Origin of the sequence: Streptomyces sp. NPDC127097 (genome assembly GCF_042724075.1) — a bacterium.
Taxonomy (GTDB): Bacteria; Actinomycetota; Actinomycetes; order Streptomycetales; family Streptomycetaceae; genus Streptomyces.
Genome location: NZ_JBHXFI010000033.1, coordinates 21180 through 45597 on the forward strand (window position 1 = coordinate 21180; position 24418 = coordinate 45597).

20 protein-coding genes are annotated in these 24418 nt (G+C 72.9%); 10 read left to right on the forward strand and 10 right to left on the reverse strand.

Translation table 11 applies throughout. The features are described from left to right. Positions 1–573: 573 nt before the first annotated feature. The 3 genes from ACFWJW_RS23735 to ACFWJW_RS23745 all read left to right on the forward strand — a co-directional run bounded on the left by ACFWJW_RS23735 (position 574) and on the right by ACFWJW_RS23745 (position 4158). Positions 574–1482, forward strand: coding sequence for a S1 family peptidase (locus ACFWJW_RS23735; RefSeq protein ID WP_387244799.1), 909 nt, complete (start codon positions 574–576; stop codon positions 1480–1482). 226 nt (positions 1483–1708) lie between these two features. After that, the gene (locus ACFWJW_RS23740; protein WP_387244802.1) at positions 1709–2629 is read left to right on the forward strand and encodes a slipin family protein; all 921 of its coding nucleotides are present in this window, start codon (positions 1709–1711) and stop codon (positions 2627–2629) included. A gap of 452 nt (positions 2630–3081) precedes the next feature. Further along, on the forward strand, positions 3082–4158 hold the full coding sequence (locus ACFWJW_RS23745) for a S1 family peptidase (protein WP_387244805.1): 1077 nt from the start codon (positions 3082–3084) through the stop codon (positions 4156–4158). A gap of 87 nt (positions 4159–4245) precedes the next feature. Here ACFWJW_RS23745 and ACFWJW_RS23750 read toward each other — a convergent pair whose 3' ends face one another. From ACFWJW_RS23750 to ACFWJW_RS23760, 3 genes are all read right to left on the reverse strand, one after another. Next, complete coding sequence (locus tag ACFWJW_RS23750) at positions 4246–5037, reverse strand: metallophosphoesterase family protein (RefSeq protein WP_387244808.1); 792 nt, start codon at positions 5035–5037, stop codon at positions 4246–4248. 93 nt (positions 5038–5130) lie between these two features. Then, positions 5131–5571, reverse strand: coding sequence for a subtilase-type protease inhibitor (locus tag ACFWJW_RS23755; RefSeq protein WP_387244811.1), 441 nt, complete (start codon positions 5569–5571; stop codon positions 5131–5133). A 404-nt stretch (positions 5572–5975) separates the two neighbouring features. Continuing rightward, positions 5976–6713 (reverse strand): TetR/AcrR family transcriptional regulator, encoded by a 738-nt coding sequence (locus ACFWJW_RS23760; RefSeq protein ID WP_387244816.1) that lies wholly within the window; start codon positions 6711–6713, stop codon positions 5976–5978. 107 nt (positions 6714–6820) lie between these two features. On the opposite strand from ACFWJW_RS23760, the gene ACFWJW_RS23765 reads away from it, so the two are divergent. Continuing rightward, on the forward strand, positions 6821–7591 hold the full coding sequence (locus ACFWJW_RS23765; protein ID WP_387244819.1) for an SDR family NAD(P)-dependent oxidoreductase: 771 nt from the start codon (positions 6821–6823) through the stop codon (positions 7589–7591). Between the two features lie 275 nt (positions 7592–7866). On the opposite strand, the gene ACFWJW_RS23770 is transcribed toward ACFWJW_RS23765, so the two are convergent. Together ACFWJW_RS23770 and ACFWJW_RS23775 are read right to left on the reverse strand one after the other, a co-directional pair. Then, the gene (locus ACFWJW_RS23770; protein WP_387244822.1) at positions 7867–8094 is read right to left on the reverse strand and encodes a 4-oxalocrotonate tautomerase family protein; all 228 of its coding nucleotides are present in this window, start codon (positions 8092–8094) and stop codon (positions 7867–7869) included. Between the two features lie 377 nt (positions 8095–8471). Next, positions 8472–9506 carry a DUF3533 domain-containing protein gene (locus tag ACFWJW_RS23775; protein WP_387244825.1) on the reverse strand — a complete coding sequence of 345 codons (1035 nt, stop codon included), beginning with the start codon at positions 9504–9506 and terminating at the stop codon, positions 8472–8474. A 221-nt stretch (positions 9507–9727) separates the two neighbouring features. On the opposite strand from ACFWJW_RS23775, the gene ACFWJW_RS23780 reads away from it, so the two are divergent. Continuing rightward, on the forward strand, positions 9728–13339 hold the full coding sequence (locus ACFWJW_RS23780; protein ID WP_387244828.1) for a DNA polymerase III subunit alpha: 3612 nt from the start codon (positions 9728–9730) through the stop codon (positions 13337–13339). Further along, positions 13336–14442 carry a helix-hairpin-helix domain-containing protein gene (locus ACFWJW_RS23785; protein ID WP_387244831.1) on the forward strand — a complete coding sequence of 369 codons (1107 nt, stop codon included), beginning with the start codon at positions 13336–13338 and terminating at the stop codon, positions 14440–14442. Before ACFWJW_RS23780 ends, ACFWJW_RS23785 begins: the two co-directional genes overlap by 4 nt. A gap of 148 nt (positions 14443–14590) precedes the next feature. On the opposite strand, the gene ACFWJW_RS23790 is transcribed toward ACFWJW_RS23785, so the two are convergent. Then, positions 14591–15238 (reverse strand): pyridoxamine 5'-phosphate oxidase family protein, encoded by a 648-nt coding sequence (locus ACFWJW_RS23790; RefSeq protein WP_387244834.1) that lies wholly within the window; start codon positions 15236–15238, stop codon positions 14591–14593. 321 nt (positions 15239–15559) lie between these two features. On the opposite strand from ACFWJW_RS23790, the gene ACFWJW_RS23795 reads away from it, so the two are divergent. Next, positions 15560–16450 (forward strand): esterase/lipase family protein, encoded by an 891-nt coding sequence (locus tag ACFWJW_RS23795; RefSeq protein ID WP_387244837.1) that lies wholly within the window; start codon positions 15560–15562, stop codon positions 16448–16450. 64 nt (positions 16451–16514) lie between these two features. On the opposite strand, the gene ACFWJW_RS23800 is transcribed toward ACFWJW_RS23795, so the two are convergent. Next, positions 16515–17102, reverse strand: a complete 588-nt coding sequence (locus tag ACFWJW_RS23800) for a TetR/AcrR family transcriptional regulator (RefSeq protein ID WP_042157401.1) — start codon at positions 17100–17102, stop codon at positions 16515–16517. 74 nt (positions 17103–17176) lie between these two features. Here ACFWJW_RS23800 and ACFWJW_RS23805 point away from each other — a divergent pair, with 74 nt between their 5' ends. Then, complete coding sequence (locus ACFWJW_RS23805; RefSeq protein ID WP_387244841.1) at positions 17177–17659, forward strand: SRPBCC family protein; 483 nt, start codon at positions 17177–17179, stop codon at positions 17657–17659. Here the strand turns inward: ACFWJW_RS23805 and ACFWJW_RS23810 are convergent. After that, positions 17649–18932, reverse strand: coding sequence for an APC family permease (locus ACFWJW_RS23810; protein ID WP_387244845.1), 1284 nt, complete (start codon positions 18930–18932; stop codon positions 17649–17651). The genes ACFWJW_RS23805 and ACFWJW_RS23810 overlap by 11 nt on opposite strands. 80 nt (positions 18933–19012) lie before the next feature. Between ACFWJW_RS23810 and ACFWJW_RS23815 the strand changes: the two genes are divergently transcribed. Then, positions 19013–19480 (forward strand): Lrp/AsnC family transcriptional regulator, encoded by a 468-nt coding sequence (locus ACFWJW_RS23815; RefSeq protein WP_085924269.1) that lies wholly within the window; start codon positions 19013–19015, stop codon positions 19478–19480. Positions 19481–19549: 69 nt separating this feature from the next. Here the strand turns inward: ACFWJW_RS23815 and ACFWJW_RS23820 are convergent, their stop codons facing one another. Continuing rightward, entirely contained in the window at positions 19550–20554 is a 1005-nt protein-coding gene (locus ACFWJW_RS23820) for a lytic polysaccharide monooxygenase (RefSeq protein ID WP_387244848.1), read from the reverse strand. Between the two features lie 336 nt (positions 20555–20890). Then, a complete protein-coding gene (locus ACFWJW_RS23825; RefSeq protein WP_387244851.1) occupies positions 20891–23434 on the reverse strand; it encodes a SpoIIE family protein phosphatase in 2544 nt (847 codons plus the stop codon). A 194-nt stretch (positions 23435–23628) separates the two neighbouring features. On the opposite strand from ACFWJW_RS23825, the gene ACFWJW_RS23830 reads away from it, so the two are divergent. Beyond that, a complete protein-coding gene (locus tag ACFWJW_RS23830; RefSeq protein WP_387244854.1) occupies positions 23629–24321 on the forward strand; it encodes a class I SAM-dependent methyltransferase in 693 nt (230 codons plus the stop codon). Positions 24322–24418: the final 97 nt, after the last annotated feature.

Consider the following 24418-nt stretch of genomic DNA (forward strand, 5'->3'; position numbering starts at 1 on the left):
CGGCGGATTCCGACCTGTGTCCACCGGACCCGCTTCCCTCGAAAGTTGAGCGAGCCGATTGTCCGACGATGGCAGCCGGAGGACCGCGTTCCGGGTGGCTTGTGCGCCCCCCGGCAGGGCGCATCATTCGCGCCACGTCGCGCAGCCTCCCCGGATCCCGGCGCCGAAGTGGTACGGGGGCGGGGCGGCCGTCCCACGGACCCGTCGTACGGGGCGCCCTGGGGCCGCAGACTGACCGGCGCCCCGCCATGCCTTTGCCCGTCACCCCGCGGGCGGGTCGGAACCGTATCGTCCACTGATCCGTCCCACCCGTGACCGAGGGGGTCAGCGCCGCCCCGGCAGCCGTCAACGCGGCTGCCGGGGCGTTGTGTTGGGGGCGGTGGTGAGGTTGCGGCCGTGTGTCGGGCGTGAGACATCGGTGCGGACCTCTTGCGCGGCGGGGGTGGTGCGCCCGAGACTCCGCTCAGCGCTTGTCAGGGGCACGCCGAAAATGAACGTGCGGATTCTGGTGTGCCCGTTGGCTGCGCCTCACCGGCCGCCCACCGGCGGCCCCCGATCCCCTCGGAGGAATCAGTGAGGAACGAGCGCACCACCCCCCGCAGCGGCGTGGCGAGACGCACCCGGCTGATCGCCGTGGCGTCCGGACTGGTGGCCATCGGTGCCATCGCCATCCCGACCGCCAACGCACAGAACCCCGCCCCCACACAGAAGTTCAGCGCCGCCCAGCTCTCCGCCGCCGGGAACGCGGTACGTGCCGCGGATGTCCCGGGCACCGCCTGGCGGGTCGACGGCGCGACCCGCACCCTGGTCGTCACCGCCGACCGCACGGTCTCCCGGAGCGAGATCGCCAAGATCGAGCGGGCCGCGGGCAGCAACGCCGACGCGGTCCGCATCGACCGGATCGCGGGCACCTTCCGTAAGTTCATCTCCGGCGGCGACGCCATCTACGCACCCAGCTGGCGCTGCTCGCTCGGCTTCAACGTCCGCAGCGGCAGCACCTATTACTTCCTGACGGCCGGGCACTGCACCGACGGCAACCCGCCGTGGTACACCAACTCCTCGCACACCACGAGCATCGGTCCGACCGCCGGTTCCAGCTTCCCCGGCAACGACTACGGCATCGTGAAGTACACGAACTCCTCCGTGGCCCACGCGGGCACGGTCGGCAGCCAGGACATCACCAGCGCCGGCACCCCGAGCGTCGGCCAGTCGGTCACCCGCCGGGGCTCCACCACCGGCACCCACAGCGGCAAGGTCACCGCACTGAACGCCACCGTGAACTACGGCGGCGGGGACATCGTCTCCGGCCTCATCCAGACCACGGTCTGCGCCGAGCCCGGCGACAGCGGCGGTCCCCTCTACTCCGGGACCAAGGCGCTCGGTCTCACCTCCGGGGGCAGCGGTGACTGCACCTCCGGCGGCACCACGTTCTTCCAGCCGGTCACCGAGGCGCTGAGCGCGTACGGCGTGAGCGTCTACTGACGCCGGCCGGCTGAGTCCGTACGGCCCGGGATCGCGCGGCCCGGGCCCGTACGGCGGGATTCCCGCACACCACGCCGGACCTGGCTCCGGCGGTATGACGGCCCCCGTCCGCCGGCGGACGGGGGCTCCTCGGTGTCCGCCGACGGTCTCGACCGCCTTCCAGGCCGGGCATACCATGGTAAACAGCGTGATCCAGACATGTGCGGCATATCTTCAGGGAGCCGTGATGGTCGAAGAACTGGTGACGGCGGCGGTGGCGCTGGCCTGCACGGGCACGGTGTATCTCATGGCGGCGGCGCGGGTGGTCAAGCAGTACGAACGCGGTGTGGTGCTACGGCTGGGGCGGCTGGCCTCCGAGGTGCGCGAGCCCGGGTTCACCATGATCGTTCCGATCATCGACCGGATGCGCAAGGTCAATATGCAGATCGTCACGATGCCGGTGCCCGCCCAGGAGGGCATCACCCGCGACAACGTCACGGTGCGGGTCGACGCGGTCGTCTATTTCAAGGTCGTGGACGCCGCCGACGCGGTGATCCGGGTCGAGGACTACCGCTTCGCGGTCTCCCAGATGGCGCAGACCTCGCTGCGGTCGATCATCGGCAAGAGCGAGCTGGACGATCTGCTGTCGAACCGCGAGAAACTCAATCAGGGCCTGGAGCTGATGATGGACAGCCCGGCCATCGGCTGGGGCGTGACCGTCGACCGGGTGGAGATCAAGGATGTCTCGCTGCCGGAGACGATGAAGCGGTCGATGGCCCGCCAGGCGGAGGCCACCCGCGACCGGCGTGCCCGGGTGATCAACGCGGACGCCGAGCTCCAGGCGTCGAGGAAGCTGGCCGAGGCGGCCGAGGCGATGTCCGGCCAGCCCGCGGCGCTGCAACTGCGACTGCTCCAGACCGTGGTGGCGGTCGCCGCCGAGAAGAATTCCACCCTTGTCCTGCCTTTCCCGGTCGAACTGCTGCGGTTCCTGGAGCGCTCCGGGCTCCAGGCCCAGGCGCAGACCGCGGCCGCGGAGGCGGAGCGGGACGGTGTGCAGCGGCCTGCCCCGGCGGTGCCCCGGTCGTCGCGTACGGCCGTCGAGCACGGTACGGAGGACGCCCTGCCGCCGGAGCTGGCGGACCTCCCGCCGGTGGAGGATCTGCCGTAGGCCGCCCTCGCGCATGAGGGTCTGAGGCGGGCGCCGGCTGCCTTTCTGATGTGCCACTGAATGCCGTATGTACCCCTTGGTACGGGTATATATGGCGTTTTTGAGGGCCCGGGGGCGGCTCCCGGCCGGTGTTTTCCGGCCAGCTATAGTCCTCACACGTTGCCGTCCGCCGCACGCTTCGCGTGCCCGCTGATGTCCGCACTCGGGTCGAGGTGCACGGATGTCGGTGTGTGCTTCGTGTGGCGAAGTGGTGAACTCCCGCATGTGAGACCGGAACTCGGTCTTGTGCGCGAGTGAGGCGGATGGGAATACTCGGCCCCACCTTGGCATGGACGCGACTCCCCGAGCCGCCGCTCCTCGGGGCGGACCCGTGCCAGTCCTGATCCCCTACTCTCCGGGCCCGGGCAACTCCCCACAGTTTCCGGGCTCTTCCCCCCACGGGAGGCCCTGAGTTGAAGCACCGACGCATACCCAACCGGCGCGCCGTCATCGCGGGCGCCGGTGCGCTCGCCCTCGCCGCCACCGCCACCGTCACCCTCGCCAACGCCAACGCGTCCCAGGCCCCCGCCCCCAAGCCGACGCCCGCCAAGCTGACCTCGGCGGCGGCGAGCACGCTCGCCTCCCACCTCAAGACGGACACCGCCGGGGCGTTCTATGACGCCAAGGCCAAGAAGCTGGTGGTCAACGTCGTGAACCAGGCGGCGGCCAAGGCCGTACGGGCGAAGGGGGCACAAGCCAGACTCGTCAAGCACACCTTCGCCCAGCTCGACTCGGCCCGGCAGACGCTGAAGTCGAAGGCGACCATCCCCGGCACGTCCTGGGGCATCGACCCGCAGAGCAACAAGGTCGTGGTGACCGCCGACCGCACGGTCAAGGGCGCCAAGCTGGACAAGCTCACCACGGTCGCCAAGAGCCTCGGTGACAAGGTCGAGGTCCGCCACAGCAAGGGGCAGTTCAAGCCCTTCATCGGCGGCGGCGACGCGATCTGGGGGAGCGGTGCCCGCTGCTCGCTCGGCTTCAACGTCGTCAAGGACGGCCAGCCGCACTTCCTGACGGCCGGCCACTGCGGCAACGAGATCAAGAGCTGGTCCGACCAGCAGGGCGGCTCGGCGATCGCCACCACCGAGGACTCCAAGTTCCCCGGCGACGACTACTCGCTCGCCAAGTACACCGGCGACACCGCGCACCCGAGCGAGGTCGACCTCTACAACGGCAGCACCCAGAAGATCACCAAGGCCGCGGAGGCCACCGTCGGCGAGAAGGTGCAGCGCAGCGGCAGCACCACCCAGGTGCACGACGGCACCGTCAAGGCGCTGAACGCCAGCGTCAACTACCAGGAGGGCACGGTCGAGGGGCTGATCCAGACCGATGTCTGCGCCGAGCCCGGCGACAGCGGTGGCGCGCTCTTCGACGGCGAGTCCGCCCTCGGTCTCACCTCCGGCGGCAGCGGCGACTGCTCCAACGGCGGCGAAACCTTCTTCCAGCCGGTCACCGAGGCCCTGAAGGCATACGGCGCGGAAATCGGCTGACCCACCGGCCCACTCCGCAGCAGCTCGGCGCACGGTGCCGGGCCCCGGATCCGCTCAGCGTCCGGGGCCGGCACCGTCCCGCGGCGCTCAGCCGTCCGTGCCCCGGGCGGCGTCCCGGCCGTCACCCGGCCCGAACGCCGCCAGTGCCTCCTCGGCGGAATGCCGGGCCCGGACATAGGTATCCGCCCACGCGGCCGCCGACGGAGAGCCCGATTCCCGGGCGATCCGGGCGCAGGCCGCCTCGTGATCGAAGGCCGTATGCCGCAGTGTGACCGCTCCGCCGCCCGGCCCCAGCAGCGCCCAGTGGGCGCCCGGCCGGCCGTACGGCATGCCGACGCTCCCCGGATTGACCACCAGCCGCCCGTGGGTGAACCGGACGAACGGCATATGGGTGTGCCCGCAGACCACCGTCCGCACGGCCTCGGGCACCCCCGCCAGCACCTCCGCCCAGCGCTCCGGCCGGGAGTCGACCAGCGCGATCTCGGTGTCGTCGCGCGGGGTGGCATGACAGAAGAGGACCGGCCCGAGACCGGCCACCTCCAGCGTCACGGTGGCGGGCAGCGACCCCAGGAACTCCAGCTCGTCCGGGCCGAGTTGACCCGCCGCCCAGGCATCCATCGGATCCGCCGGTCCGTTCCCCGGCCGGGCGGCGGCCATCTCGCGGTCGGCGTTGCCGCTGATCCACACCGCCCGGTCACCGAGGGCGCGCAGCCGCGCCAGGGTCTGGCGGGGGAGTGGCCCGGCGAGCAGATCACCGGTCAGCACGATGCGGTCGGCGGCCCGGACGTCCGGCTCGGCGAGCACCGCCTCCAGCGCCGGCAGCACGGCATGGATGTCGGAGAGCACGGCGACGCCCGCGCCGGTGGGGGAAGGTTTCATGCGCCGAGCGTAGGGACCGTCGACGCTCCCTCGCACGGGAAATCCCCGGGCACCACTGTCCGGTGCCCGGGGATTTCCGGTGTGAGGGAGCGGTCAGAAGTCGAAGACCGCGCCCATGCCGTCGGCCATCGCGCAGGAGTTGGCGAAGGTGTAGGTGTACGAGACCCGCTTGCCCTGCCACACGCCGTCGGCGGTGACCACGTAGGGGTCCCACTCCCTGGTGCACAGCCGGTCGGACGGGGCGGTGGTCACCGCGTTGAAGTCACCGGCCACCGTGCGCAGTTCGGCGCAGGCGGCTTTCGGGTTCGGGTGGCTGCCGGTCGCCCCCGGCATACAGCTGAGCGTCACGGCGCGCTGCACCGTGGCGGTCGCGCGGCTTTCGCCCTGGCCGGCTGTCAGCACCAGTGCCGTGGGGGCGTAGAGCCCGCCGGTCCGCGCGGGCTGCGCCGGTGCGGCGACAGCGTGCGCGGTGGTGGCGAGCGTGCCCAGGACCAGTGCCGCGCCGAGCGCGACCGCCCCAGTGATGTACCGCATGACGAACACTCCCTTGCTCGAAGGTGCAGATACCGGACGGGAGTCTGGCCCAACCGCACACCGAAAGCATCCCGAGTGGGCAAGGAGCGATCGCTTTGAGTCGTTAGATGAAAGCTGAGAGTAATGGCGCGAACCGGCCGGAGGCGGTACCGGACGGGCGGGGCGAAGCGGTGTGCGGCCAGCGGGGATGCCGCCGCCGGCATGCCCCGGGCAAACGCCACTCGGCCACGCAGCGAAGGGATTCGGCCACCGACCGGTCGTTCGGGCGGGTTTCGATCTCCGGTGATTGGCTGAAGTGGGGGGCCGGAGGCTCCCTCCGTGCTGCCCGGGGCGTTCGTAAAGGTAAGAACCGGCCGCCCGTTGGTCGCCTTACCGCCCCGGTGTGCCCGTAGCGGTGCCCTCCTTCACCGGCTCCGGCCGTCCGCCGCGGCGCCCTCCTCATCGCCTCGCCGGCCCAAGTCCTCCTTGTTTTCCCGCCCGTTCACTTCGTATGCCCCGGTCATTTCCGGCAGCCCCGCCGTCAGGGCCCGCATGGCCCGCACCACCAGCGCGGCGGGCCCCCGCGGCCCGTCCGGCGCCGCGTCTCCCGCCGCCCACTCCTCCACCGCGATCCGCATCGCGGTGTTCGCGGCGGCCGCGGTCAGCCGGGCCGCCCACGGGTCCGCGCCGGTCAGCCGTGCCAGGACCGGCCGCAGCGCCTCTTCGGAGTCGTGATGCACCCGGTGCCAGACCGCGCGCAGCGCCGGATCGCCCGGCATCGCCCGCAGCAGCCCGCGGGTCCAGCGCAGCGCTTCGGCGGCCGGCTCGTCGGCGGGCGTCAGGGCCCGGCGGGCCGCCCGCTCCAGCACCTCGTGTACGGGGAGGGCGTCCGCATCCGCCGGCGGCGTGGCCAGATCGTCGATCCACTCCCGCACCCCGTTGGCCAGCAGTGGCACCACCGCGTCCTCCTTGGTGCGGAAGTAGCGGTAGAAGGTGCGCAGCGCGACTCCTGAGGTGCGGGCGATCTCCTCGGCGGTGACGGCGGCGCCGTGCTCCGTGAACAGGGCCGCCGCGGTACGGGCGATCTCCAGCTGGGTCTCGGCCTTGCGCCGCTCGGTGAGCGAGGGGCGGGGCGGCGGGGTGGAGCGGGGCGCGGTCGGCATGGCTTCAGTGTAGAGAGCGCGTGTCAAGGTGGCACGGAAGGCGTGGGTGGCACGACGTGCCAGATTCGGGTTAGCGTGCCCGGGTACCTCGGGAACGGAGCTGGACCATGGATCGCTTTGACGGACGCCGCGCACTGATCACCGGAGCCGGCTCGGGCATCGGCCGGGCGACGGTCCACCGGATCCTCGCCGAGGGCGGCCGGGTGGTGGCGGCGGACGTCGACGCCACGGGCCTGCGGAGCACCGCCGACCGGGCCGCCGCGGAGGGCACCGGCGGCCGGCTGGAGACCGTGGTGCTGGACGTGGCCGACGAGGCGGCGGTCCGTGCGGGCGTCGCCACCGCGGTGGCCGCCCTCGGCGGGCTGGACGTCCTGGTCAACGCGGCCGGCATCCTGCGCGCCGCACACACCCACGAGACCGGCCTGGACCTCTTCAACCAGGTCATCAGGGTCAATCTGACCGGCACCTTCCTGATGATCCGTGAGTCGCTGCCCGCCCTCCTGGAGGGCGAGGCGCCGGTCGTGGTCAACTTCAGCTCCACATCGGCCTCGTTCGCGCACCCGTACATGTCGGCGTACGCGGCGAGCAAGGGCGGCATCCAGTCCATGACGCACGCCATCGCGAGCGAGTACAGCAAGCAGGGGCTGCGCGCGGTGTGTGTGGCACCGGGCTCCATCGCCAGCGGCATGACCAGCGGCCCGGTGCCGGGACTGCCCGAGGACGCCGACATGACCCTGTTCACCAAGCTCTTCCCGGCCCTGGGGGAAGGCTTCGCCGGCCCGGAGACGGTCGCCGGGGTCATCGCGATGCTCGCCTCGCGGGACGGCGCGTTCATCACCGGTACGGAGATCCGGATCGACGGCGGCACGCATATGTGAGCCTGCCGCACTCCCCGTAGAACAGCTCCGTCACCGCATCGACGACATCACGCTCTGCGTGTCCGAGCCGGTCACCAAACGCGGTGCGGCACGGCAGCACTGCCGGTCACCTCATCCTCGTGCGCGTGATCGTCAGCCAGATGCTCCTGCGTATCGACGTGAATGACGGGCGAGAGACCCGGCTGCAAGGCGTCCGCTCCGCCAGCCGCGGTCTGCTCGTGCCGTGCAGGTCATGGCCTGGATCGACGTCGCAGTGACCAGGAGCTCGAAGACACCTACCGTTTGGGCTGGTCGGCCCTCTTGGCCTGAACGTCTTCGGCTGTCAGGGCCTTACCGCCGACCGCCCATTCGCCACTGGGCGTTTCGGTGATCACCACATGCGTCACCGGTCGCAGTGCCTCACCTTCGATGGCGATCAACGCCTCGGAGACATCTTCGACCATCTTCTGCTTCTCCTCGGGGGTGAATACCCCTGCGATCACCTTGATGTCGATGAATGGCATCGGATACCTCCCACGTGATGGTGAGATCCGGCCGTCATGCCGCTCCGGCTTCGGGGCCGAACGCGGTGTGGGCTTGGTGTCCACTGAGGGGAAGTGGGAGCCGGCAATCCGCGTGGCTTCTCGCGGCCTGCCTGAGCAGTGTTTCGTAGCCGGCTCCCGGCCCTCGTCCGGCCGGCCCGGTTGACCGTCGAGCCGTGACGGATGTCAACCGCTGCTTGCGCCGGCACGTTTCTCCCAGTGTCGCAGATCGACTCCGGTGACGTCCGGGAGCGCGGAACCAGCCACATGGACAGGCTGCTCAAGAGGTGCCTAGGCGCTGGGCCGGCCCGGTGCCGCATCTCGCCCCAGGTGTCGTTGCGGCCGGTCGGCGGGGAGGGTCATGGCGGGCTCTCGCCCTTCTTGCGGAAGACCGACAGGGTCAGGGTGAGCAGGATGCCGCCCGCCGCCCAGGCGGCGAGCACCAGGAGTGGGCCGGTGATCGCGTTGCCGCGGAAGTAGGCGAGGGAGCGGGCCGTCCAGGTGCCCGCGCCCGGCGGGAGGGCGGGGCCGATGGCGCGCCAGAACGGGGGCAGCAGCGGGTAGGGGTAGGCGCCGCCCGCGCTCGGATTGCCGAGGATGACGATCAGCAGGATCGCCAGGCCGATGCCGAGGATGCCCAGCAGGGCCTGGCAGGCCAGGGTGGTGGCGCCCACCGCGAAGACGGTCAGGGCGCCCAGCCCCCACAGTCCGAAGAAGGTGCCGGGCAGGGCGCCGAGGACCGGTCCGACGATGATCGCGCCGGCCAGCCCGGCGGCGAGCGCGTAGACGGCGAGCGCGGCCAGCCGGATGACCGCCCGGTGTCCGTTCGAGGGGCGCGCCCCGGCGCTGATCGCGAGGATCGCGGCGCACAGATAGCCGCCGACGCACCAGCCGACGACGAGGTAGAAGGACGACAGGCTGCGGCTGTCGCCCGCGGCGGCGGGGGCCACGTCGACCGTGCGGACGCTGCGGTGTCCGGCCTTCTCGGCCGAGCGGACGACCAGTTCGACCGCCTGGGCCAGGGAGGCGCCGCCGCCGCTTGCGACCAGCAGCCGGTCGGTGCTCCCGCGCGGGTTGACGATCAGTGCGCCGTCGATGGTCCGGTCCGCGAGCTGCTGCCGGGCGGCCCGTTCGGAGGGCAGCGCGCGCGGGTCCAGGGGAGAGCCCGGCAGCCGGTCCAGTTTGTCCACCAGTTGCGCCCTGGCCTGCGCGGGGGCGACGACGCCGAGCGGCACATCGGCCGGTGCGGGGTGGTGGAAGGCGCCGGTGTACGACGTGATGAAGGCGATCACCAGCCCCAGGACGCCGAGCACCAGCAGTGAGGCGTGCGGCGTCACCGCGCTCTTCACCTCCCCGAGGAAGGTGGTGCGGGTGCCGTCGTCCGTCGTGGCCATGCCTCGCTCCTCGCCACACGTCAGCGGCCGGGTCCGGTGCTTTTGTGCCCTTATCTTCCGGTTGGCGGCAGAGGTGCGCAGATCGGTGGGGCTGATCGGCGGATCGGTGACCGGCCTCTCGGCATATCTTCGTACGAATGTTCGATGCGCGGGTTATGGTGGAGAGGAGGAACGGGGGACGCAAGGTCAGCCGGGGGGCGGATGAGGTGCAGGAGGTGCGGATGCCCGGGTTCACGCATCTGCACACCGCTTCGGGGTTCTCCCTGCGCTACGGCGCCTCCCATCCGGAGCGGCTCGCCGAGCGCGCCGCCGAACGCGGCATGGACGCCCTCGCGCTGACCGACCGGGACGGGCTCTCCGGGGCCGTACGGTTCGCCAAGGCCGCGGCCGAAGCCGGTATCCGCCCGCTGTTCGGCAGCGAACTCGCCGTGGCGGAGCGCGCGTCGGCGCCCACGCCCACCGCGCGCCGCCGCACTCCGGTGCGCGGCGGTGCCTTCCTCGACGAGTCCGCCGCCCGCGCCGTCTTCCTGGCCCGCGAGGGCGCGGCCGGCTGGGCCGCCCTGTGCCGGCTGGTCTCGGCCGCCCACGCCGGACAGAGGGAGCAGCCCGTCCTCCCGTGGAACGCCCTGGAAGCCGCCACGGACGGACTGACCGTGCTGCTCGGACCGGACTCCGAGGTCGGCCGGGCGCTGGCGGCCGGCCGACCGGACCGCGCCGCGCGGCTTCTCGGTCCCTGGCGCGAGCTGTACGGCGAGGCGCTGCGCCTGGAGGTCGTCGACCACGGCCGGCCCGGCAGCGGCCCCGGCTCCCCGCGGCTGGCCGCCCGTACCCTCGGCTTCGCCGTCGACCAGGGCCTCCGCGCCGTCCTGACCAACGCGGTCCGCTATGCCGACCCCGGCCAGGGCCCGGTCGCCGACGTGCTGGACTCCGCCCGCCGTCTGGTGCCGGTGGACCGGCACCGGCCCGAGGCCCGGGACAGCGGGGAACGCTGGCTCAAGGACGGCGCCACGATGAGCCACACCGCCGAGCGGATCGCCGAGGCGGCCGGCTTCCGGCGCGGGCTGGCCCACCGGCTGCTCGCCATGACCGAGGAGACCGCCGGGGAGTGCCTGGTCGATCCGCAGGACGACATCGGGCTCGGCCGGATCCACTTCCCCGAGCCGCGGCTGGTCGGCGCGGGCCACCGCACCGCCGCCCGGGTGCTGCGCTCGCGCTGCGCCGCCGGGATGGTGCTGCGCGGCTACGACCACGACCGCGCACGCTGGGCGCGGCTGCACGACGAGCTGCGCACGATCGAACGGCTCGGCTACCCCTCGTACTTCCTGACGGTCGCTCAAGTCGTGGACGACATACGGGAGATGGGAATCCGGGTGGCGGCCCGCGGGTCCGGCGCCGGCTCCCTGGTCAACCACCTCCTGGGCATCGCGCACGCCGATCCGGTCGAGCACGGACTGCTGATGGAGCGCTTCCTGTCCGAACGGCGGGCGGCGCTGCCGGACATCGACATCGACGTCGAGTCCGCCCGCCGGCTGGAGGTCTACCGCGCGATCTTCGACCGGTTCGGCGCGGAGCGGGTCGCCACGGTCTCGATGCCCGAGACCTATCGCGTCCGGCACGCCGTACGGGACGTGGGCGCCGCCCTGGGCATGGACCCGGCGCGGGTGGACCGGCTGGCCAAGGCGTTCCCGCACATCCGCGCCCGGGACGCCCGGGCCGCGCTGGCCGAGCTGCCGGAGCTGCGCGGGGTGCGGGAGGCCGGCGGCGAGCAGCTGTGGCCGCTGGTCGAGGCGCTGGACGCACTGCCGCGCGGGATCGCCATGCACCCGTGCGGGGTGCTGCTCTCGGACGCCACGCTGCTGGACCGTACGCCCGTCGTGCCGACCAGCGGCGAGGGCTTCGCCATGTCGCAGTTCGACAAGGACGACGTGGAGGAGATGGGGCTGCTCAAGCTCGATGTGCTGGGCGTGCGGATGCAGTCCGCGATGGCGCATGCGGTCGCCGAGATCGGCCGGGCCACGGGGCGCCGGATCGATCTCGACGACCCCGCACAGGTGCCGCCCGGCGACCCGGCCACCTACGACCTGATCCGTTCGACCGAGACGCTCGGCTGCTTCCAGATCGAGTCGCCGGGCCAGCGCGACCTGGTCGGCCGGTTGCAGCCCGCCACCTTCCATGACCTGGTCGTCGACATCTCGCTGTTCCGGCCGGGGCCGGTCGCCGCCGATATGGTGCGGCCCTTCATCGAGGCCCGGCACGGCCGCAAGGCGATCCGCTATCCGCACCCCGACCTGGAGGAACCGCTGCGCGAGACCTATGGGGTGGTGGTGTTCCACGAACAGATCATCGAGCTGCTGCGGATCATGACGGGCTGCGGGCGGGACGAGGGCGACGAGAAGCGGCGGGCGCTGTCGCATCCGGAGCTCCAGGGCCGGGTGCGCGCCTGGTTCGCGCAGTGTGCCGAGCGGCGCGGGTACGCACCCGATGTGATCGCGCGTACCTGGGAGATCGTCGAAGCCTTCGGCTCATACGGCTTCTGCAAGGCGCACGCGGTGGCCTTCGCGGTGCCCACCTACCAGTCCGCCTGGCTCAAGGCGCACCATCCCGCGGCCTTCTACGCCGGGCTGCTCACCCATGACCCGGGGATGTATCCGAAGCGGCTGCTGCTCGCGGACGCGCGGCGACGCGGGGTGCCGGTGCTGCCGCTGGATGTGAACCGGTCGGCGGTCGCTCATCGAATCGAACTGGTGTCCGGTGGGGCTTCCCGTGGCGCCGGACCGGGGGACTCCGCGGTCTGGGGGCTGCGGCTCGCGCTCCGCGATGTGCACGGGATGAGCGAGGCCGAGGCGCAGCGGATCGAGGCCGGGCAGCCCTACCACTCGCTACAGGACCTGTGGCAGCGGGCCAGGCCGGGCCGCCCGGTGGCCGAACGCCTCGCCCGGGTGGGCGCGTTGGACGCCTTCGGGGCGAACCGGCGGGACCTGCTGCTGCACATCGCCGAGCTGCACCACCGCGGCCGGCAGGCGCCCGGCGGCCAGCTGACGCTGCCCGGACGGGCCCTCGACGGCGCGGACGCGGAACCGGTCGATCCGGTCGAGCCGGCCGGGCTGCCCGACCTCAGCGAGGTCGAACGGCTCAGCGCCGAGCTGGGCGTCCTCGGCATGGACGCCTCCCGGCATCTGATGGCCGACCACCGGGAGTTCCTCGCGGAGCTGGGCGCGCTGCCGGCCCGGCTGCTGCGCGAGGCCCGGCACGGTGAGACGGTGCTGGTCGCCGGGGCCAAGGCGGCCACCCAGACACCGCCGATCCGCTCCGGCCGCCGGGTCATCTTCACCACCCTGGACGACAGCACCGGGCTGGTCGACTGCGCCTTCTTCGACGACAGTCATGCGGCCTGTGCGCACACGATCTTCCACTCCTGGCTGCTGCTGGTGCGCGGCACGGTCCAGCGGCGCGGTCCGCGCAGCCTCAGCGTGGTCGGCGCCGCCGCCTGGAACCTCGCCGAGCTGGCCGAACTGCGCCGCGAGGGCGGGCTGGAGGCGGTCGCCGCCCGGCTCGCGGAGGTGCCGGATACGGTGGCGGCCGAGGCGGGTACGGGGACGGCCGAGGCGGACACCCCGTCGGCGGTGCCGGACGCACCGGCGGCGGAACCGGGCCAGGGACCCGGCAAGGAGTCCGGGACGGACCGCGAGCCCGAGCCGGCCGCCGCCCCGGGCCGCACCATCCGGCTGACGACCGGCTACGAGCTGCACCCGTGGGCCGACCTCCAGCCGCCCGGCGAACGCGCCGCCACCGGACGCAAGTTGTGGCACTCCAGCCCGGGGAGCGCGGGATGACCCCCGCGTCGAAGCCGCCCGCCGCACCGCCGGATCCGCCCGGCGCCCCGCGGCAGCCGGGCATGCTCCATGTACGGTTCCGGACCGTCGACGGCACCCCCGTGAGCGCCGGCTGCTTTGAGCAACTGCTGGGGCTGCTGGCGCAGTTCACCCCGGTGATCGAGGCGCTGCCGCCGGACGCCGCGCTGGCGGATGTGCGCGGTGCGCTGCGCTACTTCGACCGGGACGCGACGGGCCTCGCCGAACTGGTGCGGCTGCGCGCGCTGGCCTGGCACGGCGTACGGTGCACGATCGGGATCGGCGCCAACCCGCTGCTCGCCCGGATGGCGTCCCAGGGGGCGGCGCCCGGGGAGATCCGGGCCGTCCCCGAGGGTGCCCCGGCCGTCGCCGCGTTCCTCGACCGCCGCCCGGTCTCGGCACTGCACGGCGTCGGCCCGGCGACCGCGCGCGCCCTGAGCGCCTATGGGTTCGACAGCATCGGCCGGATCGCCGCCGCACCGCCCGCGACCCTCCAGCGGATCCTCGGCGCCAGGACGGGCCGGATCGTTTACGAACGGGCCCGCGGGATCGACCCGACGCCGGTGACGCCCAACGCCGCGGCCCGCTCGATGGGCGCCGAACACCGCTTCGTCCACGACGAACTGGACCCGGCCAGGCGCCGCCGGGCGCTGCTCTCGCTCGCCGACGACCTCGGCGCCCGGATGCGCGCGAGCGGGCAGGTGGCCCGCGCGCTCACCCTCACCGTCCGCTATGCCGACCGCTCCACCACCACCCGCACCCGGCGGCTGGACGGGCCGACCGCGCACGGGCCCGCGCTGACCGAGGCGGCCTATGCGCTGCATGCCGCGCTCGGACTTCAACGGGCACGGGTGCGCTCCGTGGCGCTCCGCGCAGAGGACCTGTGCCGCGCCGAACGCGCCGCGCGCCAGCTGACCTTCGACCCCTCCGACGACAAGGCACACCGCATCGAGGCCGCCGTCGACCGCGCCCGGGCACGCTTCGGCACCGGAAGCGTACGACCCGCCGCGACCCTCGGCCAGACAAGCCGTACCCCGCCGCCACCGAGTACCAAGCCCCTGGGGCCTTGGGTCAACCGGCCTTAGCCTGCCGTCGGTCAGCCGGTCAGCCGGTGAGCAGGGCCTTCTCCCACTGGTCTGCACGCTGCTCGATGTAGGCGGCATCGCCGCGCCAGACATCGCCCTGGGCCGAACGGCGCCGGCCCGGACCGGCCGGTTCCCGGCGTCCTGTGCCTCAGCCGTAGAGCCGCTCCGTATACCGGGGGCCGTAGTGCTGCTCCAGCTCCGCCAGGGAGACGTCCGGGGCCTCGAGGCCCTTGACGATGCGGGCGCGGGAGGGCAGCGCGTCCGGCCGCCAGGTCTCCGGGTTCCACAGCTCCGAGCGCAGGAACGCCTTGGAGCAGTGGTAGAAGACCTCCTCGACCTCCACCAGGAGCGCCAGCCGCGGGCGGTGGCCCTTGACGGTCAGTGCGTCGAAGAACGGGGCATCGCGCAGCAGCCGGGCGCGGCCGTTGATGCGCAGGGTGTCGCCGCGCCCCGGGAGGAGGTAGTTCAGCCCGACCTGCGGATTTTCGAGGACGTTGAGCCAGCCGTCCATGCGCTTGTTGCCGGGGCGGTCCGGGATCACCAGGGTGGTGTCGTCCAGGACATGGGTGAAGCCCGCGGGGTCGCCCTTCGGCGAGGCATCGCAGCGGCCCTGCGCGTCCGCGGTGGCTATCACGCAGAACGGCGAGCGGGCCAGCCACTGGCGGTCGAGGTCGTGCAGCCGGTGACGGGTCTTGTGTGCCGCATGGCGGCTGGGTTCACCGATCAGCTCGCGCAGCTCCGCCGCCGATGAGATCTCCACCGTCCCGCTCAGATCCGCCGTCCCGGCCGTTTCCATCGGTCGCCCCCTCGTGTCTCGCACCTGGTCAAGTCGCTTGCCTGGTCAAGCTGTTACCGACTCTACGGGACGGGTCTGACATCCGGACCGGTCGCGGCGGACGGGGTGCACAGGCAGCGCCGAGCACGGAAACCGTGCGCCGGCCCCCGGACGTCCGGTGAGGGTTGTGTGCGGCTTCCTTCACCGTCAGACCGCTGGTACACCGCGCTTACCCAGCCGTAACTTACTTGCCAGTCAACTGCGTTGGCCCTTGCGATCCGGATCGCAGGTGAACGGCTCACCGAGCACTTCGGAGTCCCCTCACCCCGCAAGGAGCATCGTATGAAGCTGCGCTGGTCAAGAACGCTCACCCTCCTCCCCGCCCTCGCCCTGGCCCTCGGCGTCGCCACCGTTCCCGCCGCGGCCGCGGACCCGTCGCCCGCCGCCACCCCGGCCGGAAGCGCCGCGCAGACGGCCGCCGCCGGCGGCTGGAACAACTACTCCTGCAAGCCCTCCGCCGCCCACCCGCGGCCGGTGGTCCTGGTGCACGGCACGCTCGGCAACTCCATCGACAACTGGCTCGGCCTCGCGCCCTACTTGGTGGCCCGCGGCTACTGCGTCTTCTCCCTGGACTACGGTCAGCTGCCCGGCGTCCCGTTCTTCCACGGGCTGGGCCCGGTCGACGCGTCCGCCCGGCAGCTCGCCGCCTACGTGGACCGGGTGCTGGCCGCCACCGGCACCGAGAAGGTCGATCTCGTCGGCCACTCACAGGGCGGCATGATGTCGCGGGTGTACCTGAAGTTCCATGGTGGCGCAGACAAGGTGAACGCGCTGGTCGGCCTGGCCCCCGACAACCACGGCACCGATCTGAACGGTCTGACCCGTCTGCTCGACCACTTTCCCGGCGCCAAGGACTACATCGACAAGCTGACCCCCGGGCTGGCCGACCAGATCGTCGGCTCGGACATCCTCAACCGCCTCAACGAGGGCGGTGACACGCTCCCCGGGGTGCACTACACCGTGATCGCGACCAAGTACGACGAGGTCGTCACGCCCTACCGGAGTGCCTTCCTCGACGGCCCCGACGTACGCAATGTGGTGGTCCAGGACCTGTGCGGGCTCGACCTCTCCGAGCATGTGGCCATCGGGCTCGTCGACCGCGTCGCCTTCCACGAGACGGCCAATGCCCTCGACCCGGCGCACGCCACCCGGACGACCTGTCTGCCGGGCTGACCGGGAGCCGGCCCGGCCCGCCGCTGTGGCGGGCCCGGGCCGCGCTCCGTACCAGGCGCGCGGGTCAGTCGGCGGCCAACAGGGCGTCGGTGCACCGCTCCGCCAGGTCCTCGGCGTGCGGGGGCAGCGGGGTGCCACCGCGCAGATGGCGGCGGACCAGCGACAGCGGGAGGTCGACGGCGGCGAGCGTCACCCGGTCGAAGCCCTCCCGGCCGTGCAGCCCCAGGGCCCCGGCGAGCGCCGCCAGGGCGGCCCGTACCCGCATGTTCCCCTCTTCCGCGCGCAGCAGATGCTCGTCGGACCAGTCGTCCCGCCCGAACTCCTGGGCCCCGTACAGGAGCAGCGCGGCCTCCGCCGGGTGGGTGCGGCTCCACGCCACGATGTGCCGGGCGGCCGCCCGGCCCCCGGCGCGCGGGTCGTCCGAGGATTCCAGGGCCTCGAAGTAGCCCGCCTGGAAGCCCTCGACGGTACGCAGCCACACCTCGGCGAGCAGGGCCGAGCGGCCGGCGAAACGGTGGTAGAGCGAGCCGCTGGGGGCGCCGGCGGCGGCCGCGACCGCGGACATGGTGACGCCCGAGGGCCCGGACTCGGCCGCCAGTCGTACGGCGGCGTCGAGGAGCTGTGCGGTGTCGAACCGGGGTGGCCTTGCCATGTTCTAGAGGGTACTCTCCACTATATTGGAGAGCACCCTCTAGAACGGGTGCGGACCAGGTGAGGAAGGGCGCGATGGCTGTCTACAACGTGCACGAGCGGGTGCTGCCGGTGTCCGGGGCCGAGGCCGGTCTGCTGATCGACGGCCTGTCCGGCGGCACCGACCCGCTCTGGCCGGGCCACGACTGGCCCCCGATGCGGCTCGACGGCCCGCTGGCACCGGGCGCGGCCGGCGGCCACGGCCCGGTCCACTACACCGTGGCGGACTACGTCCCGGGCCGGTGGGTGCGCTTCCGTTTCACCGCCCCGCGCGGCTTCCACGGCTTCCACGAATACACCGTCCACCCGCTCGGCCCGGACCGCGCGCTGCTGCGCCACACCCTCGCCATGCACGCCCGCGGCGGGGCCCGGCTCAGCTGGCCGCTGGCCTTCCGGCCCCTCCACGACGCCGTCCTGGAGGACAGCCTGGACCGCGCCGAACGGGCCTGTACGGGCACCGTCGCCCGGCCCGCCCGCTGGAGCCGCTATGTCCGGCTGCTGCGCCGCCTCATCGGCTGATCCGGCGCAGCGTCAGAAAGCCGACGGCTGCGCAGGCGAGTCCCGCCGGGATCAGCAGCAGCCATCCGGAGAAGGCCAGCACGGCCGCCGTCAGCAGGGCGCTCGCGCACCCGCCGCACCACAGGGGAGTGCGGCGGGGCAGCAGCACCAGCGCGGCGGCCAGGCCGGCGAGGGTCACCGCCGCCAGACAGGTGGCGGTGGCCCTCATCAGGAGATCCAGATCGGCGCCGCCGAAGCCCGCCGCCACCCCCACGAGTACGGCCGCCGCGCCGAGCACCGCCAGCGACCGCCGCGGCACCTCGCCCGGCGCGCCGCCCTTGGCCAGCGCGCGCGGCGCCGCCCCGTCCCGGGCGAGCGCCGCACCGAGCCGGGAGGCCCCGGCCAGATACGAGTTGACCGCACCGAAGGTCAGAAAGAGCGCCGCCACGGCGGCCACGGGGCGCGCGGCGCCGCCCACGCTCCGGGCGAGCAACTCGGTCAGCGGAGTCTCGGTCCCGGCCGCGGCCGGCCCCAGCGCACCGATCGTGGCCACCGCGAGCCCCAGGTAGAGCACGGTGATGACGGCGAGCGTACGGCGGGTCACCCGCGGCAGGTCCCGCCCGGGATCGGCGAACTCGCCCGACAGATGGCTGGCCGCCTCCCAGCCGGCGAACGCGAAGAACAGCACCCCGGCCGCCGACCCGACCGAGGACCAGCCGCCGGGCAGGAACGGCGTGAAATGGCGGACGGACACCTGTGGGGCGGCCGCCAGCACCGTGCCCAGCAGCACCACCGCCAGCAGCCCGCCGAGCAGCAGCTGCACCCGGCCCGACAGCCGCAGCCCCACCGCGTTGGAGACCAGCGCCACCACCAGCACCGCCCCGGCCACGACGGCCGCGCCCGTGTCGTGCCAACCGGCCGCGTCGGCCACGTACTTCCCGCCGATCCACGACGCCGAGACCACGCCGACCGGCACCGCCCCGTAGAACCACCACCCCACCACGGCCGCCGCCCGCGGCCCGATCGCCCGGTGCACATAGGTGGCCACGCCCCCGCCGTCGGGGAACCGGGCGCCGAGCGCCGCGAAGGAGGCGGCCACCGGCACGCACAGGGCGAGCAGGACCACCCAGGCCAGGATCGAGGCGGGGCCGGCCGCGGCGGCGGCCAGGGACGGCAGCGTCAGGACGCCGGGCCCGAGGACGGCCCCGGCGCACAGCGCGGTACCGCTGCCGACGCCCAGCCGCCGTACATCCGGTCGTGCGGATGCCGGGAGGGATGTTTGTTGTACGGTCACAGTCGCAGAACGTAACCGTTGGATTGATCAATGCGGCCTCTCGCCGAACATAATTCGGTGGCTGCGGCACCATGGGGGTCATGGACGACATTGATTCGGCGATTGTCCGCGAACTACAGCGCGATGCACGGCAGACCAACCGCGACCTGGCCCGCCGGCTGAACATCGCGCCCTCCACCTGCCTGGAGCGGGTCCGGGCGCTGCGCGCCCGGGGAGTGATCACCGGCTATCGCGCGACCGTGGACCTGCGCGCCCTCAACCGGCCCGTCCAGGCGCTGCTCACGGTCCGTATCCGCCCGATGAACCGCGAGGTCATCGAGCGCTTCAAGGCATTTCTGACCTCGCTGCCCGAGGTGCTCAGCGTCTATGTCGTCGCGGGCGGCGACGACTTCCTGGTCCATGTCGCCGTTCCCGACGTCGACCGGCTGCACGCACTCCTGATGGACCAGGTCTTCAAGCGCCGGGAGGTCGTCGACTGCCGGAGCTCGGTCATCTACCAGCATGTCGCCAACGACATCATCGAGGCGTTGCCGCCGGCCGGGTCCTGATACGGCGACGCCGCCCCCTGGGTGCAGCAGGGGGCGGCGTCGCTTCCCGGGCGGCCCGGGCTGCCGGACTCAGCCGCGGTGCCGGGCGGCCTTGCGGCGGGTGGTGGCGAACACGACCCCGGCGCCCACGGCGAGCACGGCGGCGCCGCTGAGGGCGAGCGGGGCGGTGGAGCTGTCGCCACCGGTCTCCGCCAGCCGCTGGCCGTCGACCGGACGGGAACCGCCGTTGGGGCGCGCGGCGTTGGCCTGCGCGGCGTCGGCGCGCGCCGGGGCCGCGGCCTCCGCCGGCCGGTCCGTGCCGGTGTGCTGGCCGCCGCCGTGGTGGTGGCCCATGCCCACCGACGACTTGGGGGCGCCCGCCGCGATCTGGGCGTCGGTCGGTGCGGAGGCGGCCGGCGCGGGTGCCGCCGCGGACTTGGCGACGGTGCCGCCGGCGGCCTTCTTGCCGAAGACGACATCGGAGCAGGTGTAGAACGCCTCGGGGCTGTCCGACCGCTGCCAGACGCTGTAGATCAGGTGGCGGCCGGACCGGGCCGGCACCTTGGCGTCGAAGACGTACTCCCCGTTGACCAGCTTCGGGTCGTTGACCTTGGCGAACGGCTTCGTCTCCAGGTCGGACCACTTCAGCGGCTTCTTCGGGTCGTAGCCGGCCTTGGTGAGGTACAGCTCGAAGTAACCCTTGTGCGGTGCGGTGGCCTTGTAGCGGAAGGTGTGGCCGCCCGCCTTCATCGGGGACGACGGCCAGTCGGCGCGGGGCAGGTCCAGGCCCTTGAACTCGGGGCTGTTGGCGCTGCACAGCTTGCCGTCCGGGATACGCGTCCGGGACTGGCCGCCCGCGTTGCCGTCCCGTACGCCGTTCCAGTCGTAGAACGCCTGGGCCCCGCCGGCCTGCACGGCGGCCTTGCACGCCGCGGACCGCGGACTCTCGGGGCCCTCCGCGTAGCAGGCCGACACCCGGCTGACCGGGTCCGTCATCGAACCGTGTGCGGCGGCCGGGCTCGCGGCGAGCGCGGTGAGCGCGAGCGGGGCGATACCGACCAGGGCGATTCCGGTGGCCTTGCGACGAGCGGTCATGGTGGGGGTCTCCTTCATCAAGTGCGTCGAGCGGGGGCGGGAGTGTGGGGGGGTCGGGACACAGCACGCGACGCCGCCCCCGGTGATCGGCGCCGGCGGTCCGTGACCCGCCTACGAGAAGCACGCTAGCCGTGCTGAACAGCGGTTTTGGGGGCTGAAGGGCGATCCTGGAGATCCTTATGGTCGCTTTAAGGGACGGCTAAGCGGGGGCTCATACAGGCGGGGAGGAAACGGGCATCGGCGGGTGGTGAGGGCCGCCCTTACCGGCGGCCGGCCGCCGCGCGCCGCTCTCGGCCCGTGCCCGCGGCGGGAGTTGTCTGCGGCGGGGAGTGTTCGTCAGTGGCCTTCGGTGCCGCGGCCGGTGCCGGTGCCGGAGACGGGAGCCGGGTCGCCGAGGTCGTCGAAGCCTTCGAGGAGCGCGTCCATGGCGTTCGCCGATACGGGGCCGCCGGCCGACCGGAACGGCTGCTCGGCCCAGATGATCTTTCCCTGGGCGGTGTACCGGGTGCCCCAGCGCTCGGCGTACCGGGCGATGAGGAACAGCCCCCGGCCGCCCTCGTCGGTGGTGCGGGCGTGGCGGAGGTGCGGCGAGGTGCTGCTGCTGTCCGACACCTCGCAGATCAGCGTGCGCGCCCGGATCATCCGCAGGCCGATCGGCCCGGCGGCGTGCCGGATGGCGTTGGTGACCAGTTCGCTGACGATCAGCTCGGTGGGGAATTCGAGGTCCTCCAGGCCCCACTCCGCCAGCCGGCCGGCGGCGGACCGGCGGGCCTGGCCGACCGCGGACGGATCGGCGGGGATCTCCCAGGCCGCCAGCTGGGCCGGCGCCAGGGCCCGGGTACGGGCCAGCAGCAACGCCACGTCATCGACCGGCCGTCCGCCCGGCAGAGCGCCGATCACGGTGTCGCAGAGGTCCTCCAGCGGGGCCTGCGCATCGGCCAGGGCGGTACGCAGCCTGGTGATCCCGCCGTCGAGATCGAGGGCCTTCCCCAGCAGCAGACCGTTGGTGTAGAGGGCCAGCAGACTGCCTTCCGGCAACGGCAGTTCGACGGATTCGAAGGGCATCCCGCCCAGTCCCAGCGGCGGTCCGGTCGGCAGCTCCAGCAGTTCGCCCCGGCCCGCGGGGCTGATGAGCAGCGGTGCGGGGTGGCCGGCACGGGCCAGCGTGCAGCGGCAGCCGACCGGGTCGTAGACCGCGTACAGACAGGTGGCGCCGATGACCCCGTCGTCGGCGTTGGTGTCGTGGCCGACCCGGTTGACCATGTCGTCCAGGTGCGCCAGCACCTCTTCCGGGGACAGGTCCAGGTCGGCGAGCGCCTGCACCGCGGCCCGCAGCCGCCCCATGGTGGCCGCGGCGTGCACCCCGTGGCCGACGACATCGCCGACCACCAGCGCGACCCGGGCGCCGGACAGCGGGATCACATCGAACCAGTCGCCGCCGACGCCACTGAGCGAGTCGGCCGGCAGATAGCGGTAGGCGGCCTCCACCGCGCACTGCTCGGGCAGATCGTGCGGCAGCAGGCTGTGCTGGAGGGTGAGGGCCGCGTTGTGCTCGCGGGTGTATCTGCGGGCGTTGTCGATGGAGATCGCGGCGCGGGTGACGAATTCCTCGGCGAGCACCAGGTCGTCGGGCTGGAACGGCCCGGTGTGCTGCCAGCGGGCGAACGCGGCCGCCCCCAGGAAGGCGCCCCGGGCCCGGAGCGGAACCACCATCAGCGAGTGAAAGCCCAGCTCCCGCAGGTGCGCCGCGCGGACCGGGTCCTCGGCCGCCCAGTCACCCTCGGCGAGGTCCAGCGTCTGGAACAGCGCCGAATCGCCCTCGATGAGACTCAGCACGACGGGCGCCGACGGCGGATAGGCGGCCGCGTCCCCGACCGCCACCACCGCCTCGGGGCAGCCCTCGCGTACCGACTGCTGCCCCGCCCGGCGCATGGTGAACAGATCCGCGGCATCGACCGGATCGGGCGTCGGCTCCTCCCCGGAGAGCAGCGCGTCGAGCAGATCGACGGTGACGAAGTCGGCGAGCTCCGGGACCGCCGCATCGGCGAGTTCCTGCGCGGTCTGCCAGACGTCCAGAGAGCTGCCGATGCGCTCACCGGCCCGGTTCAGCAGGGCCATCCGCTGGCGCGCCCGGTAGCCCTCCGTGACGTCGAGGACCATGTAACAGACGCCCAGCACCTGACCGGCTTCGTCCTCGATCCGGAAGAACGAGGTGGAGTAGGCGTGCTCCCGCTGCGGATCGGACTCCGGGCGCCCCAGGTACTCGTAGCCGACCGACGGGGTGCCGGTGGCCAGCACCTTGCGCATCTCCGCCTCGATGGCCTCCACGGCGAGGCCCGGCTGGATGTCGCCCAGGCGCTTCCCGAGGCGCTGCTCGCGGCTGGTGCCGCCCATCTCCTCCAAGGCGTCGTTCAGCCACACGTACTGAAGATCGGCGTTCACCATGGCCACGCCGATCGGTGACATGCCGAGGATGCCCTCCAGGAACGACCGGCTCGCTCCCGACCAGGGCGTCCGGGTCATCTCGGCGGCGAGGACGAGACGCGTCGAGCGCTCCTGGGCATCCATCAGCGGCAGCACGCGGAATTCCAGGTCGAGCCGGTGGCCGTCCTTGTGCCGTACGGCTTCCAGCCCGCTCCAGCCGTCCGCCGCCGCCAGCCGGGACTCCCATCTGTTGTCCTGCGGCGCCCCGGCGGCCACGCCCGCGAACAGCTCCCCCAGGGGCCGGCCGACGGCTTCGGAGACCGAGTAGCCCAGCAGCCGCTCGGCGCCCTTCGTCCAGCCCTGCGCCACCCCCGCGCGATCGGCCATCACCACGGCCGTCCGCGTGAGGTCGAAGACGCCGTCTCCGGAGAGACGGCCGCTCTGGGAGGCACACATATGACCGGTCCAATGCCGGTCCCCACCGTGCGACAGGCGCTCTCTCAGGGTGCGCCGCCGCACACGACCGGCCTTTTCCACGGTACCCCCTCACCCTGTCCGGGCGCTCTCCCCGGCGCCCGCCACCGGCCCGCGCAGTACGCCCGGAAGCCGTGTCCGCCGGCGTTGTCAGTGGGTGCTGCCACCATCGGCACATGAGCCCCGACGCGCCCGCCGATCCGTCCTGTCAGCCCGTGACCGAGCCCCTCAACCCGCCGCTGCCGACCGCCGACGCCGCCTATTGGGAAGCGGCCGCCGCATCCTTCGACGAGGAGCCCGACCACGGTCTGCGCGACCCCGCCGTCCGCTCCGCCTGGGCCGCCCGGCTGCGCTCCTGGCTGCCCGCCGGGCCCGCCGCCGTCCTCGACCTGGGCTGCGGCACCGGAAGCCTCTCCCTGCTCGCCGCCGAGCAGGGGCATCGCGTCACGGGTCTCGACCGCTCCGCGCGCATGATCGAGCGGGCGCGCACCAAGCTCGCGGGCCGCGATGCCGTGTTCCTGGTCGGTGACGCCGCCGAACCGCCCGTGGGGGAGCGGCGGTTCGATGTCGTCCTGGTGCGCCATGTCCTGTGGGCCCTGCCTGATCCCGCGGCCGCGCTGCGGCACTGGGCCGGTCTGCTCACCCCCGGTGGCCGGCTGGTGCTGGTGGAGGGCCGCTGGGGCGAGGCCGACCCGATAGGTCTGCCGGCCGCCGAACTCGCCGCCCTCGTCGAGCCGTTGGCGGTGCGCACACGAGTGGAGAGCCTCGCGCACGATCCGGCGCTGTGGGGCAAGGAGGTGGCCGATGAGCGGTATGTGCTGATCGCCGACCTCCCCGTCGGCATACCGAAGTCGTCGACGTCCCTCTGAGGGGGCGCCGCGGCGACGAAATCCTGCTCGCCCGCCGGGCCGGCGACGAGGTCCTGCTCGCCCGCCGGGCCGGCGCCGCAGCGAGCGCGCCCGGCGC

What these genes read in the sequence shown, in the direction of transcription:
- ACFWJW_RS23740 (WP_387244802.1), top strand. Translation starts at nt 1,709, where the DNA reads ATGGTCGAAGAACTGGTGACGGCGGCGGTGGCGCTGGCCTGCACGGGC.
- ACFWJW_RS23750 (WP_387244808.1), bottom strand. Translation starts at nt 5,037, where the DNA reads ATGAAACCTTCCCCCACCGGCGCGGGCGTCGCCGTGCTCTCCGACATC.
- ACFWJW_RS23755 (WP_387244811.1), bottom strand. Translation starts at nt 5,571, where the DNA reads ATGCGGTACATCACTGGGGCGGTCGCGCTCGGCGCGGCACTGGTCCTG.
- ACFWJW_RS23760 (WP_387244816.1), bottom strand. Translation starts at nt 6,713, where the DNA reads ATGCCGACCGCGCCCCGCTCCACCCCGCCGCCCCGCCCCTCGCTCACC.
- ACFWJW_RS23765 (WP_387244819.1), top strand. Translation starts at nt 6,821, where the DNA reads ATGGATCGCTTTGACGGACGCCGCGCACTGATCACCGGAGCCGGCTCG.
- ACFWJW_RS23770 (WP_387244822.1), bottom strand. Translation starts at nt 8,094, where the DNA reads ATGCCATTCATCGACATCAAGGTGATCGCAGGGGTATTCACCCCCGAG.
- ACFWJW_RS23775 (WP_387244825.1), bottom strand. Translation starts at nt 9,506, where the DNA reads ATGGCCACGACGGACGACGGCACCCGCACCACCTTCCTCGGGGAGGTG.
- ACFWJW_RS23780 (WP_387244828.1), top strand. Translation starts at nt 9,728, where the DNA reads ATGCCCGGGTTCACGCATCTGCACACCGCTTCGGGGTTCTCCCTGCGC.
- ACFWJW_RS23785 (WP_387244831.1), top strand. Translation starts at nt 13,336, where the DNA reads ATGACCCCCGCGTCGAAGCCGCCCGCCGCACCGCCGGATCCGCCCGGC.
- ACFWJW_RS23790 (WP_387244834.1), bottom strand. Translation starts at nt 15,238, where the DNA reads ATGGAAACGGCCGGGACGGCGGATCTGAGCGGGACGGTGGAGATCTCA.
- ACFWJW_RS23795 (WP_387244837.1), top strand. Translation starts at nt 15,560, where the DNA reads ATGAAGCTGCGCTGGTCAAGAACGCTCACCCTCCTCCCCGCCCTCGCC.
- ACFWJW_RS23800 (WP_042157401.1), bottom strand. Translation starts at nt 17,102, where the DNA reads ATGGCAAGGCCACCCCGGTTCGACACCGCACAGCTCCTCGACGCCGCC.
- ACFWJW_RS23805 (WP_387244841.1), top strand. Translation starts at nt 17,177, where the DNA reads ATGGCTGTCTACAACGTGCACGAGCGGGTGCTGCCGGTGTCCGGGGCC.
- ACFWJW_RS23815 (WP_085924269.1), top strand. Translation starts at nt 19,013, where the DNA reads ATGGACGACATTGATTCGGCGATTGTCCGCGAACTACAGCGCGATGCA.
- ACFWJW_RS23820 (WP_387244848.1), bottom strand. Translation starts at nt 20,554, where the DNA reads ATGACCGCTCGTCGCAAGGCCACCGGAATCGCCCTGGTCGGTATCGCC.
- ACFWJW_RS23825 (WP_387244851.1), bottom strand. Translation starts at nt 23,434, where the DNA reads ATGTGTGCCTCCCAGAGCGGCCGTCTCTCCGGAGACGGCGTCTTCGAC.
- ACFWJW_RS23830 (WP_387244854.1), top strand. Translation starts at nt 23,629, where the DNA reads ATGAGCCCCGACGCGCCCGCCGATCCGTCCTGTCAGCCCGTGACCGAG.